At 74.4% G+C, this 14,141-nt stretch carries 13 protein-coding genes; 6 read left to right on the forward strand and 7 right to left on the reverse strand.

The window, feature by feature from the left end; genetic code table 11:
* A partial coding sequence (locus RH94_RS02800; protein ID WP_073946073.1) for a DNA repair helicase XPB occupies positions 1–1,479 on the reverse strand: 1,479 nt, incomplete at its 3' end.
* 28 nt (positions 1,480–1,507) lie between these two features.
* Here RH94_RS02800 and RH94_RS02805 point away from each other — a divergent pair.
* Positions 1,508–2,158: a recombinase family protein gene (locus RH94_RS02805; protein WP_158073009.1), complete on the forward strand. Its 651-nt coding sequence runs from the start codon at positions 1,508–1,510 to the stop codon at positions 2,156–2,158.
* On the opposite strand, the gene RH94_RS02810 is transcribed toward RH94_RS02805, so the two are convergent.
* Positions 2,104–4,707: a helicase C-terminal domain-containing protein gene (locus tag RH94_RS02810; protein ID WP_073946075.1), complete on the reverse strand. Its 2,604-nt coding sequence runs from the start codon at positions 4,705–4,707 to the stop codon at positions 2,104–2,106. The genes RH94_RS02805 and RH94_RS02810 overlap by 55 nt on opposite strands.
* 208 nt (positions 4,708–4,915) lie before the next feature.
* On the opposite strand from RH94_RS02810, the gene RH94_RS02815 reads away from it, so the two are divergent.
* The gene (locus RH94_RS02815; RefSeq protein WP_073946076.1) at positions 4,916–5,908 is read left to right on the forward strand and encodes a hypothetical protein; all 993 of its coding nucleotides are present in this window, start codon (positions 4,916–4,918) and stop codon (positions 5,906–5,908) included.
* Positions 5,909–5,974: 66 nt separating this feature from the next.
* On the forward strand, positions 5,975–6,610 hold the full coding sequence (locus RH94_RS02820) for an HAD family hydrolase (protein ID WP_073946077.1): 636 nt from the start codon (positions 5,975–5,977) through the stop codon (positions 6,608–6,610).
* On the opposite strand, the gene RH94_RS02825 is transcribed toward RH94_RS02820, so the two are convergent.
* On the reverse strand, positions 6,586–6,837 hold the full coding sequence (locus tag RH94_RS02825; protein WP_073946139.1) for a hypothetical protein: 252 nt from the start codon (positions 6,835–6,837) through the stop codon (positions 6,586–6,588). The genes RH94_RS02820 and RH94_RS02825 overlap by 25 nt on opposite strands.
* 354 nt (positions 6,838–7,191) lie before the next feature.
* Here RH94_RS02825 and RH94_RS46275 point away from each other — a divergent pair, with 354 nt between their 5' ends.
* The gene (locus RH94_RS46275; protein WP_073946078.1) at positions 7,192–7,575 is read left to right on the forward strand and encodes a cold-shock protein; all 384 of its coding nucleotides are present in this window, start codon (positions 7,192–7,194) and stop codon (positions 7,573–7,575) included.
* Positions 7,576–7,595: 20 nt separating this feature from the next.
* On the opposite strand, the gene RH94_RS02835 is transcribed toward RH94_RS46275, so the two are convergent.
* From RH94_RS02835 to RH94_RS02850, 4 genes are all read right to left on the reverse strand, one after another.
* Positions 7,596–8,480 carry a 1,4-dihydroxy-6-naphthoate synthase gene (locus tag RH94_RS02835; RefSeq protein ID WP_073946079.1) on the reverse strand — a complete coding sequence of 295 codons (885 nt, stop codon included), beginning with the start codon at positions 8,478–8,480 and terminating at the stop codon, positions 7,596–7,598.
* Positions 8,470–9,174 carry a futalosine hydrolase gene (locus RH94_RS02840; RefSeq protein WP_073946140.1) on the reverse strand — a complete coding sequence of 235 codons (705 nt, stop codon included), beginning with the start codon at positions 9,172–9,174 and terminating at the stop codon, positions 8,470–8,472. Before RH94_RS02840 ends, RH94_RS02835 begins: the two co-directional genes overlap by 11 nt.
* A 20-nt stretch (positions 9,175–9,194) precedes the next feature.
* Positions 9,195–9,686: a DUF2771 domain-containing protein gene (locus RH94_RS02845; RefSeq protein ID WP_073946080.1), complete on the reverse strand. Its 492-nt coding sequence runs from the start codon at positions 9,684–9,686 to the stop codon at positions 9,195–9,197.
* A gap of 104 nt (positions 9,687–9,790) precedes the next feature.
* The gene (locus tag RH94_RS02850) at positions 9,791–11,224 is read right to left on the reverse strand and encodes an MFS transporter (protein ID WP_073946081.1); all 1,434 of its coding nucleotides are present in this window, start codon (positions 11,222–11,224) and stop codon (positions 9,791–9,793) included.
* Between the two features lie 469 nt (positions 11,225–11,693).
* On the opposite strand from RH94_RS02850, the gene RH94_RS02855 reads away from it, so the two are divergent.
* Both RH94_RS02855 and RH94_RS42080 read left to right on the forward strand, forming a co-directional pair.
* Positions 11,694–12,620, forward strand: coding sequence for a DUF3027 domain-containing protein (locus RH94_RS02855; protein ID WP_073946082.1), 927 nt, complete (start codon positions 11,694–11,696; stop codon positions 12,618–12,620).
* A 158-nt stretch (positions 12,621–12,778) separates the two neighbouring features.
* Positions 12,779–14,141 (forward strand): sacsin N-terminal ATP-binding-like domain-containing protein (locus RH94_RS42080; RefSeq protein ID WP_407697243.1); only part of this gene is annotated, 1,363 nt, incomplete at its 3' end.

Consider the following 14,141-nt stretch of genomic DNA (forward strand, 5'->3'; position numbering starts at 1 on the left):
CCGGCCGAGACGCTGGGCCTCCTCCTGGCGGGAGCCGAAGGTGCCCGAGACCTGGATGGCGACGGTGGCCTCCGGCAGGTCGATGGAGAAGTTCGCGACCTTCGACACCACCAGCACGCTGATCTCGCCCTCGCGGAAGGCGTCGAAGAGCTTCTCGCGCTGCGCGTTGGACGTCTCGCCCTTGATCACCGGGGCGTTCAGGTGCTCGCCCAGCTCGTCGAGCTGGTCGATGTACTGGCCGATGACCAGGATCTGCTGCCCGGCGAAGCGGCGGACGATCGCCTCGGTGACCTTCCGCTTGGTCGCGGTGGTCGCGCAGAAGCGGTACTTCTCCTCCGTCTCGGCGGTGGCGTAGGCCAGCCGCTCGGAGTCCGTCAGGTTCACCCGGACCTCGACGCAGTCGGCGGGCGCGATGTGGCCCTGCGCCTCGATCTCCTTCCAGGGCGCGTCGAACCGCTTCGGCCCGATCAGGGAGAACACGTCCGACTCGCGGCCGTCCTCCCGCACCAGGGTCGCGGTCAGCCCGAGGCGCCGCCGGGCCTGCAGGTCCGCGGTGAACTTGAAGACGGGTGCGGGCAGCAGGTGCACCTCGTCGTAGACGATCAGGCCCCAGTCGCGGGAGTCGAACAGCTCCAGGTGCGGGTAGACGCCCTTCCGCCTGGTGGTGAGGACCTGGTACGTCGCGATCGTGACCGGGCGGATCTCCTTCTTGTTCCCGCTGTACTCGCCGATCTCCTCCTCGGTCAGCGAGGTCCGCTTCACCAGCTCGTGCTTCCACTGCCGGGCGGAGACGGTGTTGGTGACCAGGATCAGCGTCGTGGACTTCGCCTGCGCCATCGACCCCGCGCCGACCAGCGTCTTGCCGGCCCCGCAGGGGAGTACGACCACTCCGCTGCCGCCGTGCCAGAAGTTCTCCACGGCCTGCTTCTGGTAGGGCCGCAGGGCCCAGCCGTCCTCGCGCAGCTCGATCGGGTGCGCCTCGCCGTCGACGTATCCGGCGAGGTCCTCGGCGGGCCAGCCCAGCTTCAGCAGGGTCTGCTTGATCTGCCCGCGCTCGGAGGGGTGCACGGCCACGGTGTCCGGGTCGATGCGGGCGCCGACCAGCGGGGCGATCCGCCTGGACTTCAGCACCTCCTCCAGGACCGGCCGGTCGGTGGTGGTCAGGACCAGGCCGTGCGCCGGGTGCTTGGTGAGGGTCAGCCGCCCGTAGCGGTCCATCGTGTCGGCGATGTCGACGAGCAGGGCGTGCGGCACGGGGTAGCGGCTGTACTGCACGAGCGCGTCGACGACCTGCTCGGCGTCGTGCCCGGCGGCGCGCGCGTTCCACAGGCCGAGCGGGGTGACCCGGTAGGTGTGGATGTGCTCGGGCGCCCGCTCCAGCTCGGCGAACGGCGCGATGGCCCGACGGCACTCGTCGGCCCGCTCGTGGTCGACCTCGAGCAGCAGGGTCTTGTCGGACTGGACGATCAGGCAGGACACGCATACCTCCGCGGATCGGATTGTCACCGTGACGGACACCACACCTGCCACGGCTCGGGCCATGCCCCGTGCCCGGCGCCGGAAGGGCGTACCGGCCGACGCGCCGGGGATGCGCGCCGCTATCTATGTTCGCCTATCGCGTGAAACGGACGAGACGACTTCTCCTGAGCGCCAGAGAGCGGCGTGCGAGGCGCTGTGTGAGGCACGTGGCTGGGACGTCATGGTCGTCGAGGAAGACATCGATGTCTCCGGCCTCTCGCGGGGCCTCGACCGGCCGGGTCTGCAACGCATTCTGACCAGGCTCGCCGAGCTGGACGTGATCGTGTTCTTCAAGATCGACCGGCTCGCACGCTCGACGGTCGACTTCGCGGAGATCATGCGACTCGCCGAGCACCAGAGCGTCGCGCTCGCGTCGGCAACGGAGCCGCTCGACCTCACGTCGTCCATGGGCCGGGCCATGGCGAAGGTGATCGCGGTCTTCGCGGAGCTGGAATCCGACACCATCGGCATGCGGGTGTCCAGCGCGCACGAGCACCTGCGCCGCGAGGGTCGCTACACCGGCGGTCGGGTCCCGTACGGGTACATGGTCGTCCCCAATCCCAAGTGTGCCCTAATCGCGCATGGTCACGGCCGGTCGTCCGCGAGCTCGGCGACCCCCGTGACCCGGTGCAGCGGGTAGGTGCGGACCTCGTCCGCGGTGTGGTCGTACGCCGTCACGAAGCCGCCCTCGACGCGGATCGGCGCGATGACGCGCTGGCTGGCGGCACCCTCGGCGTTGACGTAGCCGATCCACAGGGTCTCGCCGGTGAGGACGGCGGCCTGCATGGTGGCGAGGGTCTCGGCGGAGCTGGTGCGGGGCAGCTCGCCGTCCGCGACCGGGGCGGCGGTCGGCTTGCGCGGGGCGGTGGAGGCCAGGTCGCCCGCCCGGATCGCGCGGATCGCGGCGGCGAGCAGGGTGGCGTCCGGGGACGGCGGGCCCTCCGGGACCGGTTCGGGCGCGGTGCGCGGCGGGGTGCGGTAGGAGTCGGCCCGGGTGACGAGGACGTCGCCCTCGGCGGACTCGGCGGCCGGGGCGTAGCCCATCGCGCGCAGGCCCTCCAGGAGCGTGGCCGGGTCGGCCTGCGCGGCGAGCACGGTGGGCGCCAGACGGCGCAGGCGCAGGGCGGCGGACCGCTTGTCGGCCAGGATCTCGTTCAGCATCGCGTCGTCGTCGCAGCGCACGTACGCCGAGGCGGCGCCGACCCGCAGGTGTCCGTGCCGGCGGGCCACGTCGTCGATCAGGTACGCCAGCGGCTGCGGAACCGGCGTACGGGAGTGCGCGGCGAGGAAGGCGTGCAGGTCGGCGGCGGTGCGGCCGGCGTCCAGGGCGCGGCGCACGGAGGCGGGGGTGAACCGGTAGACGGTCGCGCCGCCCTTGGACTCCACGTCCGCGAGCACGTCCAGCATGTCGGCGAGCGGCCGCTGGAGCGGGCCGGGCGCCACCGCCGTGAGGTCCGCCTGCAGCAGGACGTGGTCCAGGGGCTCGGGCAGGAGCGGGGCGAGGACGCGGGCGGCCGCGGTGGTGGGGGTACCGCCCTGCTCGAGCGGAGCCGAGAGCTTGGGGGACGCTGCCTGTTCGGCGGGGGAGAGCGGTTCCGGGACGCCGGGGGCCGGCTCGGGCCGGTGGTGCCTGTGGACGGGGAGCTTGTCGCCGGGTCCCGCCGGTTCGGCGCGCTCGGCGTGCTCCTCGGCGGCCGGTGCGGGCGGCGGCACGCCCAGCAGCGTGCGCCCGTGCGCGGACAGCGCGCCGCGTCCCGTGACGCCGAGCAGTTCCGCCTCGGACAGCGTCCACCGGGCCAGCCGGTCGCGCAGGTCGTCCTCCCGCCGCGGTCCGCGCGAGGGGTGCTCCCAGCGCAGCCGGGCCAGCACCGACTCGGCGGAGGGCGCGGCGCCCTCCGGCAGTCCCGCGAGCAGGGTGAGCACCCGGTGCCGCACCTCCGGTGCCGCCGAGCGGTCCAGTCCCGGGCCGAGCGCCGACAGCGCGCGGTCCTTGGCGTCCCGCCCGCCGACCAGCCCCGGTGTGCGGGTGGCCGCCAGCCAGGCCGCCGCGAGGTGGGCCCAGCGTTCGGCGGCGGGCCGCTCCCGCCACTCGTCGTGGGCGGGGGTGGCCGCGTACCGCTCGTCCACCTCGCCGTCGGAGGCGATCAGCCCGGCGGCGTGAGCGAGTTCGACCCAGAAGGCGGCCACCGGTTCGGGCACGTCGAGGGCGACGGCGGTGCGCTTGAGGTCGCGCACGCTCAGGCCGCCCGCGCGCAGCACGTTCGGCCCGCCCTCGTCCCAGTCCTTCAGCAGCTCCTCCACGGTGGCCAGGGCGGTGTACGCCTGTCCGGCCGCGGTGGCGTCCACCACCTGTGGACGGTGCGTGGCGGCCGCCTCGACGGCGGGCGGCACCGGCTCCGGCGTGCGGTGGGCGCGGCCCCCGCGCAGGTGCAGGGCCACCTCGCGGGGGAGCACGACGGTCCCGGGCGCCGTGGGCAGCAGCAGCCCGCGGTCGAGCAGCCGGCGCAGGCGCGGTGCCGGATCGGGCGTGACCTGGCCGTACGGCGGGCCCCACACCAGGCGGTCCAGTACCTCGCGGGAGTCGGCCGGGAGCTCGGCGAGCAGCGCGGCCATCCGCTCGCGGTCGGTGAACAGGGCGGTGAGCGAGGCGACCGCGGAGACGGAGTCGTGGGTGGAGGGCAGGCCGGCGGTGGCCAGGATCTCCTGGATCCGCCCCGGCGACATGCCCGCCGTCGCCTCCCGCACGGTCGGCCCGAGCCCGGTTGGGGAGGGGTGCTGCGGCTGCGGGGCGAGCAGTTCACGGGCCGTGCGCACCAGGCGCAGCCGGTCGTCGCCGCCCCAGACGAGGGCCTGCTCGCGCAGGGTGCCCAGGGCGCGGGGCAGCGCGGCGGCGACGGCGGGGTCCTGGGCGTCGGAGGCCATCAGGCCGAGCAGTTCGCCGTACGTCGCCGGGTCGCCGGCCACCGCGAGGGCCTCCGCGGTCTGCAGGGCGAACCGGTCCAGCCGCTCCAGGGCGCGCACCACCGAGGCGCGGGTCCCGGCGCGGGTGGCGAGCTGGGTGAGGTCGGTCGGGACCGGCGTGATGAGATCGGGGCGGCTGCGCAGGAGCGCGGCCAGACAGGCGTCGTCGCGCGCGCGGAGTGCCTCCGCGAGGGAACGCGGAGCCGACGGTTGCTCATCGCTGCTCATCCGACCCACGGTAGCGGGTCGCGGTCCCCGGGGGCTGTGCCCCGGACCCCCGCCGGCCCGAACGGTCCCGTCCTCGACCTCCCCCGAGCTCCCCCCCACCTTCCCCAGGCTCTCCGAGCGGGGGGACCCCCGGGACGGGCTGTCCGAGGCAGGCCTGCGATACCTTCTCCCCCACGGGGTATCCGGCCAGCCACCCCGGAGGGGCACCGTGGGGATCGAGAGCGATCAGGTCGTCTACGAGTATCTGAGCCGCGTCGGAGACGTCGCCCAGCAGCGGCAGCTGTCCTCGGCCACCCGGATGCGCCTGGTCTCCCGGCTGCGCAACGAGATCGACCGGCACCGCGCCAAGGCCGCCGTCGACAGTCCCGCCGCCGTCCGCCGCATCCTCGACCGACTCGGCAGCCCGGACGAGGTCGTCGCGGCCGCGACGGGCGGGGCGGCCCCGCGGGCGCCGGAGCCGGCCGTGCCCGCGCAGCGGGACGCCGAGGCGGACCGGGAGCGGCCGAAGGGTCTGCGCAGGGTCGTGCCACAGCCCCGTCCACCGCAGCCGAGGGCGGACCCCGCGCCCCTGGACGGACCGTCCCCGCCGCACCTGGCGAGCGCCGAGGAGCTCGGTGACCCGGCCACGCATCCCGACTGGTGGCGCCTGGACAACAGCCCGTTCGGGATCGGCGACGACGTGCCCGGCTTCGTGGGAGGCGTGGAGGTCCCCGAGCTGCTCAAGCCCCCGCCGCCCGAGGAACCCGCCCCGCCCGGTCCCGCGCCCGGGACGGCCGCCGGCGCGGACGCGGCGGCGGTGGGGACGGCCGGCCCGGAGGAGGCACCGGCCACGCGCCGGCGCCTCGGCCTGCCCCTGCTCAGGGGGCGCTGGAGCAATCCGCTGCTGCTGCTCGCGGCCGGACTGCTGGTCGTCGGCGCGGTCCTCGGCAACTGGTTCGTGCTGCTGCTCGGCTGGCTGATCGCGTACGGCTCCCGCCGGCTGACCCCGACGGAGTCCAAGTTGGCCGTCATGGGCATGCCGACCCTGGCGCTCGCGGCCGGTGTGGTGTGGCTGTGGGGACGGACCGACGACCGCTGGGGCACCCCCATCGCCCAGGGCCACATGAACGACGCGGTCCAGGAGACCTGGCCGTGGGTGGTGCGGGCCGCGGCCGTGCTCTCGGCCCTGTTCCTGCTCTGGCGCTCGCAGCGCCGAGGGTAGCCGCGGACCGGAGACGGTTGTACGTCACACGGGCCGGGCGCCTGCCCGCACATCCGCCTGGGCACAATGGCCCATATGACCTCCAGCCTCCTGACCGTCGGCTTCGACCTCGACATGACCCTCATCGACTCCCGCCCCGGCATCCGCGCCTGCTACCTGGCGCTGTCCGAGCGGACGGGGACGTACATCGACGCCGACCTGGCGGTCACGCGGCTCGGGCCGCCGCTCGAGGAGGAGCTGGTCAACTGGTTCCCGGCCGACCAGGTCGAGGCCGTGGGGAACCTGTACCGGGAGATGTACCCGGCGTACGCCGTCGCCGCCGCGCCCGCGCTGTCCGGCGCCCGTGAGGCGATGGCGGCCGTGCGGGGGTACGGCGGGCGGGCGATCGTCGTCACCGCCAAGCACGAGCCGAACGCCAAGCTGCACCTGGAGCACCTGGGCATGGAGCCGGACGCGGTGATCGGCGACCTGTGGGCCGAGCAGAAGGCCCAGGCGCTGCGCGAGCACGGCGCGCGCGTGTACGTGGGCGACCACGTCGGCGACGTGCGCGGCGCCCGTACGGCAGGTGCCCTCTCGGTGGCGGTGGCCACCGGACCGTGCGACGAGCGGGAGCTGCGGGCGGCGGGCGCGGACGTCGTCCTCACCGATCTGACCGAGTTCCCGGACTGGCTGTCCGGCTACCGCGAGTCGCCGCGCGCCTGACGGCGTCCCGCCGCGATCGACCGGAACACGCCGGCGCCCGCGATCAGGAAGCCGACGCCCATGAGCATGCTCAGGCCGAACATGTACGTCGGGAAGGGCTTCGTGCCGAGGAACAGTGGCGCGATCGTGACGAGCGTGGCCACCGCGCCGACGAAGAACACGATGGCGCCGGCACGGATCAGCCCTTCACCGGCCGCGGGGGAGTTCGTTGGGGTTTCTTCACGCACCCGACCAGGGTAGTTCCCCGCGCGGCTCGTGTCGGCGCTGGTCAGGGGCGTACGGCCGGGCAGGGGCGTGCCGCTGGTCAGGAGCGTGCCGCCGGCACGTCCGCCCGGCCCGGAATAGGGTTGCCGCCGCATGCCCTCCGTGTGCTGAGATATCCCTTGTCTCTCTCATGTCTCTCTCACCCCGGGCGAGCGACTCCCCACTGATCGGCCAGGTTCGGCCGACTGGCGTGGGCGGGCTTGACGAGGGGTAAAGAGCTGGGGAGGCTTCGGGACAACGGCAGGCAAGAGCAAGCGCTAGATAGCCTGACCTGCGGCAACAGTGGTTCGGCTGACCGGTGAGATGGGGTGCGTGCTTTGCCTACCGGCAAGGTCAAGTGGTTCAACGCGGAGAAGGGCTTCGGCTTCCTCTCCCGCGACGACGGCGGCGATGTCTTCGTCCACTCCTCGGTGCTCCCCGCCGGAGTGGACACGCTCAAGCCGGGACAGCGAGTGGAGTTCGGGGTGGTCGCCGGACAACGCGGCGACCAGGCCCTTTCCGTGACGGTCCTGGAGCCGGCCCCGTCGGTCGCGGCCGCCCAGCGCAAGAAACCGGACGAGCTGGCCTCCATCGTGCAGGACCTGACCACGCTCCTGGAGGGCGTCGCGAACGAGCTGGGGCGCGGCCGCTACCCCGACAGGGCCCAGGGCAAGAAGGTCGCCGGCCTGCTGCGCGCGGTCGCCGACCAGATGGACGTATGACCTGACAGCCGGCACCGGGACTACGGGAAGTCGAGCGCGTCCGGGCCGAGGGGCGGTACGAGCCCCTCGGCCGCCGCGCGCGTGAGCAGCCCGCGGACCGCCGCGTAGCCGTCCTCGCCGAGGTCGGCGGTGAACTCGTTGACGTACAGGCCGATGTGCTGGTCGGCGACGGCCGGGTCCATCTCCTGGGCGTGCTCCATGACGTACGCCCGGGAGGCCTCGGGGTCGTCCCACGCGGCTCGTACGGAGGTGCGGACCGAGTCGGCGAGCCGCCTCAGCGTCTCCTCGCCCAGCGACCGCTTGGCGATGATCGCGCCCAGCGGGATCGGCAGCCCGGTGGTGTCCTCCCAGTGCTCGCCCATGTCGGCGAGCTTGTGCAGACCGTAGTTCCGGTACGTGAAGCGCGCCTCGTGGATGACGAGTCCCGCGTCCACCTTCCCGTCCCGCACGGCCGGCATGATCTCGTGGAACGGCATGACCACGATCTCGCCGACCCCACCGGGCACCGTGTCCGCCGCCCACAGCCGGAACAGCAGGTACGCCGTCGACGTCTCGCTCGGCACCGCGACCGTACGGCCCGTCAGTCCCCCACTGCCGAACGCGTGGGAGGTGCCCCCGGCGTCCCGCTCCCTCGTCAGCACCAGCGGCCCGCAGCCCCGGCCCAGCGCGCCGCCGCACGGCAGCAGCGCGTACGCGCCGAGGACGTACGGCAGCACGGCGTACGACACCTTCAGCACGTCGTACTCGCCGCGCTCGGCCATGCCGTTGGTGACGTCGATGTCCGCGAGGGTGACGTCGAGCGCGGGCGCGTCCGGGACGCGGCCGTGGGCGAGGGCGTCGAAGACGAAGGTGTCGTTGGGGCAGGGCGAGTAGGCGATCCGCAGTCGCCGGGGGTCAGGACTCATGGGGGTTCCACCTCGTGAGGACGTTCGTGAGCTTCCCGAAGCCCTCGGTCAGGGCGGCCAGGGCGTCGCCGACGCGCCAGGCCGCGCGGTCGCGCGGGCCGACGGGGTTGGAGACCGCGCGCAGCTCCAGCACCGGGACGCGGTGCGCGGCCGCCGCCTCGGCCACCCCGAACCCCTCCATGGCCTCGGCCAGGGCGCGGGGGTGGCGGGCGCGCAGGGCATCGGCCCGGGCGGCGGTGCCGGTCACGGTCGCGACGGTCAGGACGGTGCCGGCACGGGCTCCGGTGGCGGTCGCGATCGCCCGTACGAGTGCTTCGGGCGGGCGGTGGGTGACGGTGCCGAAGCCGAGTTCGGTCACCGGCAGGAAACCGTCGCCGGTCTCGGCGCCCAGGTCGGCGGCGGTGATCTCGTCGGCGACGACGAGCGAGCCGAGGGGCGCGGCGGGCGCGAAGCCCCCGGCGATACCGGCGGAGACGACGAGGTCGTAGGGGGTGCCGCCGAGCGCGGCGGCGGTCAGGGCGGTGGCGGTGGAGGCGGCGGCGAGGGCCGGGCCGACACCGGCGGCGATCAGGTCGTGACCGCCGGAGCGGTGCACGGTCACCCCGGGCAGCTGCAGCTCGCGCACGGGCTCCGTGAACGCCTGTGCCACCGCCTCCCGTTCGGCCGGGACCGCGGTGGCGACGAGTACGCGCACGGAGGACACCGGGTACGTGGTCAGGAGTCCTTCTGCAGCTTGAAGGACCACATGCCCAGGGTGTCCTTGTCGCCCTCCTTGATGGAGACCCAGGTGGAGTTGCCACTGGCGCCGTAGTTGGCGTTGAAGAACACGCTGCCCGGGATGGCGCGGTACGTCTTCTTGCTGGAGTCGGTGAGCGGCTGGCCGTTCATCAGGATGGTCCAGCCCTTGTCCGCGATCTCCGGGTCGACACCGAAGCGGACGGTCTCGTCGGGGTCGACCTTGATCGTCTTGTCCGACTTCAGGCACTTCAGCAGATCGGCGGTCTTGATCGCCTTGCCGTCGTTGTAGCAGGTGGCCTCCGAGGTCACCGAGCTGTCGCCGACGGTGATCGTGGCCATCGGCGTCGGCTTCTGGCAGGCCGACAGTACGAGCAGTCCGGCGGAAACGGCGCCGGCGGCGGCGACGGCGCGGCGGCGTCGCGCGGCGCGGTGTCCAATAGCGGCTTCGCCGCGGGGCAGCGTGGTCATGTCCGAAGGTTATCGGGCACGCCGGGCGGGCCGTTTACGCGGGGGGTGCGGCGGGTCGCCCCCCGGGGGGTGCCGGGCCGCGACACCGCCCGGTCAGGGGCGGGTCACGCCACGCGGGGCCGGGTGCTGCCGCCACGCCGGGCCGAGAGGAGCAGGCCGCGGACCGTGGGCAGCCAGCCCGCGGCGACGATCGCGGCGCCCACCGACAGGCCCAGCGCCCCGTTCAGCGGGAGCACGATGCCGATCGCGCCGCCGAGCACCCAGGCCATCTGCAGCAGCGTCTCGGAGCGGGCGAACGCCGAGGTCCGCACCAGCTCCGGCACGTCCCGCTGGATCAGCGCGTCCAGGGACAGCTTGCCCAGCGCCTGCCCGAAGCCGGCGACCGCGGCCAGGCAGGCCACCAGGAACGCGCCGAAGAAGATCGCGGCCGTGACGGCGGCGGCCAGCACGATCGCGACGACCGTGACGATGATGATCTCCGGCGCCCGTGACCGCAGCCACGCCCCGACCGCCGTACCGAGCGCGTTGCCCGCGCCCGCCGAGACCCCCACGATCCCCAGCGACACCGCCGCGCTCTCCCCGGTCAGCGGGTGCTCCCGGAGCAGGAAGGCCAGGAAGAAGATCAGGAAGCCGGACAGACAGCGCAGGGCGGCGTTGGCGGCGAGGGCGTGCGTGACGGCCGTGCCGACCGTGCGCAGACCGGGCCGCTTGAGCGGCTCGCGGCGCGGGCCGCGCAGATGCTGCTCGTCCGCGGCGAGCAGCGCCCGGTCCTCGCCCTTGGCCGAGTCGACCTTCGGCGGCAGGGAGAAGGACAGGAACGTTCCCGCGATGAAGATCACGAAGGCGCCGTAGAGCGGCCAGGGCGCGCCCAGGACCTGCAGCCCCGCCCCGACGGGCGCGGCCACGCCGGTGGCGAGCAGCCCGCCGAGGGTCACCCGGGAGTTCGCCTTGACCAGGGAGAAGCGCGGCGGCAGCAGCCGGGGTACGACGGCGCTGCGGATCACGCCGTACGCCTTGGAGGCGACCAGCACGCCGAGCGCCGCCGGATACAGCTCCAGACTGCCTCCGGCCACCGCGCCCGCGATGATCAGCGCGAGCAGCGCCCGGGCGAGCATGGCGCCGGCCATGGCGGCCCGGCGGCCGTGCGGGAGGCGGTCGAGCAGGGGGCCGATCACGGGGGCGAGGAGCGTGAAGGGCGCCATGGTGACGGCGAGGTACAGCGCGACCCGGCCGCGGGCCTCGTCGGTGGGCACGGAGAAGAAGACGGTGGAGGCCAGCGCCACGGTGATCATGACGTCGCCGGCGCCGTTCACCGCGTGCAGCTCGATCAGCCTGCCGAGCCCGGACTCGCCGGCGCCGTGCGCGTTGGTCGCTCTGCGGATGCCGCGGACCACCCCGGTGACGGGCAGGTGCAGGGCACGCCCGACCGCGCGGACGGACCCGCCGAACCGGCCCGGACCGCTGCCCCGGCTGTTCCCCTTGTACCCCTTGTCCCCGCGGATCCCGGTGATCCCCGGGGGCGTCCTCGCGGCTGCCACCCCGTCATACTGCCCCGAGACGGCGGCCGCTAGCGCCATTACGCCCCGGACGATCTCCGGTGAACCCCCCGAGCACCCCCGGCGCACCCCCTGGTGAGCCGGTCACCCGGGGCGCCGGGGGCCTGCCCCGCCTCCCGCACGTCGGCGTGTCTCCGGCCGCCCTCCGGCCGCTGTCCGATTCCGCCCGATTCCAGTGGTCCTGGGCCGGCCGTCCCACCCAGCGAGACGGGCGGGCGGTGGGAAACCACCGTCGGTGTAGGCCCAGAGGCGACGAGAAGGTAGCGTGCCTAGCGCGTCGTGGCGAACGTTCTCGGCCGCGCGCCTTACGTGCATACCGCAGAATGGATGACGTAGGTGCGCCCGAGCGCGATCGGACGCGGACGTCGACGCGGTCCCAGGGTCCGCTCCGTCCGCCCCACCGCCTTCAGGCCGACGCACCCAAAAACGGCGTAGGAGAGAAGCGATACCTGTGAAGGCAGCGACCACGCGAAGCCGCACCCCCGACCGCCTGTGCGCCGAGGCCGTCGACCTCGCCCGGGCCGCAGCCGAGGAGGCGGCCGCGCCCGGAGTCATCGGCGAGCACGCGGGCGCGGTCTCCGAGGGCGACCGCGTCGTCACGCACTTCTTCCAGTGCAAGGAGCTCGGCTACCGCGGCTGGCGCTGGGCCGTCACGGTGGCCCGCGCCTCCCGCGCCAAGGTCGTCACCGTCGACGAGGTCGTCCTGCTGCCCGGCCCGGACGCGGTGCTCGCACCCGAGTGGGTGCCCTGGAGCGAGCGCCTGCGCCCCGGCGACATGGGCCCCGGCGACCTGCTGCCCACCGATGCCGAGGACCTCCGCCTCGAGCCCGGCTTCTCCGGCGAGGACGAGCCCGCACCGAACTCCGCGGTCTCCGCGGACATGGCCGAGCTGGCGGAGGCGGAGGACGCCGACGTCACGGCGGGCCCGCCGAGGAACCTCCCCACCGCCCCGGCCCGCGGCTCCATCCCGGCGGTCGCCGAGGAGCTGGGCATGCGCCGCGCCCGGGTCCTGTCCCGCTACGGCCTGCATGTCGCCGCCGACCGCTGGGAGGAGGCGTTCGGCGCGAAGACCCCCATGGCCCAGGCGGCCCCGGCGGCCTGCGTGAGCTGCGGCTTCCTCGTGCCCATGGGCGGCTCGCTGGGCCAGGCCTTCGGTGTCTGCGCCAACGAGTTCTCCCCGGCCGACGGCCGCGTGGTCTCCCTGACGTACGGCTGCGGCGGCCACTCCGAGGCCGCGGTCATGCCCAAGCCCCCGCAGCCGGCTCCGCCGGTGATCGACGAGACACGGGTGGACCCGTTCCCCCTCCGCCCGGCCGCCGACTCCGGCTCGGTCCCGGCGACGGAGGACGAGTCGTCGGCGGAACTGGGGCACTCCTAGCGGCCCCCCGGCAGCCTCCTCACGCGGCTGCCCCGGCGAGTGTGACGCGGGGGCCGTTCCGGGCACCCTGAGACGGACCCGGCGTCACAAGGGACGGGGTGCGACCCGTGTGCAGCGGAGCGGTACCTTCGACCTCACATCCGTGAGGAGAGTGGGACGTGAGCATGTTCGTGCAGCCGGCCGCCGAGGGCGATCCCTTTGGGACCGCGCGCCTGCGGCGTGGTGTGCTGGATGCCTGGACGGCCAGTCCGGCCCGGTTCCGGGAGGACGCCAATGCCGAGGAGGACCTGGTCCTCGGCGGCTACCGGGACCGGCTCGTCGTCGAGCTGGCGCAGAACGCCGCCGACGCCGCCGCCCGCGCGGGCGTGACCGGCCGGCTGCGGCTCACCCTGCGGGACGGCGTCCTCGTCGCCGCCAACACCGGCGCTCCGCTGGACACGGCCGGCGTCGAGTCGCTGTCCACGCTCCGGGCCTCCGCCAAGCGCGACGCGCGCGAGAGCGCCGTCGGCCGCTTCGGCGTCGGCTTCGCCGCCGTCCTCGCCGTCACCGACGAACCCGCGGTGGTCGGCCGGCACGGCGGGGTGCGCTGGTCGCTGGCCGAGGCCCGCGGCCTCGCCGAGGAGACCGCGCGGCACAGCCCCGGCCTCGGCGACGAGATCCGCCGCCGCGACGGACACGTACCGCTGCTGCGCCTGCCCTTCACCGCCGAGGGCACCGCCCCCGGCCCCTACGACACGGTCGTCATCCTGCCGCTGCGCGACACGGCCGCCGCCGACCTCGCCGAACGGCTCCTGCGGTCCGTCGACGACGCCCTGCTCCTCGCCCTGCCCGGCCTGGAGGAGGTCGTGGTCGAGCTCGGCGACGAGGAGCCGCGCACCCTGAGCCGCCGCACCGACGGGGCGTTCACGGTCGTCGAGGACTCCAGCGACGGCGTCACCCACTGGCGCACCGCCTCCGCCCACGGAGCCCTCACCCCCGACCTGCTCGCCGACCGCCCGGTGGAGGAGCGGCTGCGGCCGAACTGGTCGGCCACCTGGGCGGTGCCCGTCGACGCCTACGGCAACCCGGTCCGCCCCCGCACCAGCCCCGTCGTGCACGCCCCCACCCCGAGCGACGAACCCCTCGGCGTCCCGGCCCTGCTCATCGCGTCGTTCCCGCTGGACAGCACCCGCCGGCACACCGCGCCCGGACCGCTCACCGACTTCCTGGTGCAGCGCGCGGCCGACGCCTACGCCGAGCTCCTCGCCGAGTGGCGGCCGGTGGGCGAGGGCGTCATCGACCTGGTGCCCGGCCCGCTGGGCAAGGGGGAGCTGGACGGCGTACTGCGGCAGGCGATCCTCGAACGGCTGCCCCGCGTCTCCTTCCTGCCGCCCGCCGCCGTGCCCGCGGAGCACGACCCCCACCTGCCCGAATCCCTCCGCCCCCGGGACGCGGAGGTGGTCGAGGGCGCGGGCGCCGACACCGTGCGCGTCCTCGCCGAGGTGCTGCCGACCCTGCTGCCCGCCGGACTCGAGCGGCGGG

This window comes from Streptomyces kebangsaanensis (assembly GCF_001906585.1).
Taxonomy (GTDB): domain Bacteria; phylum Actinomycetota; class Actinomycetes; order Streptomycetales; family Streptomycetaceae; genus Streptomyces; species Streptomyces kebangsaanensis.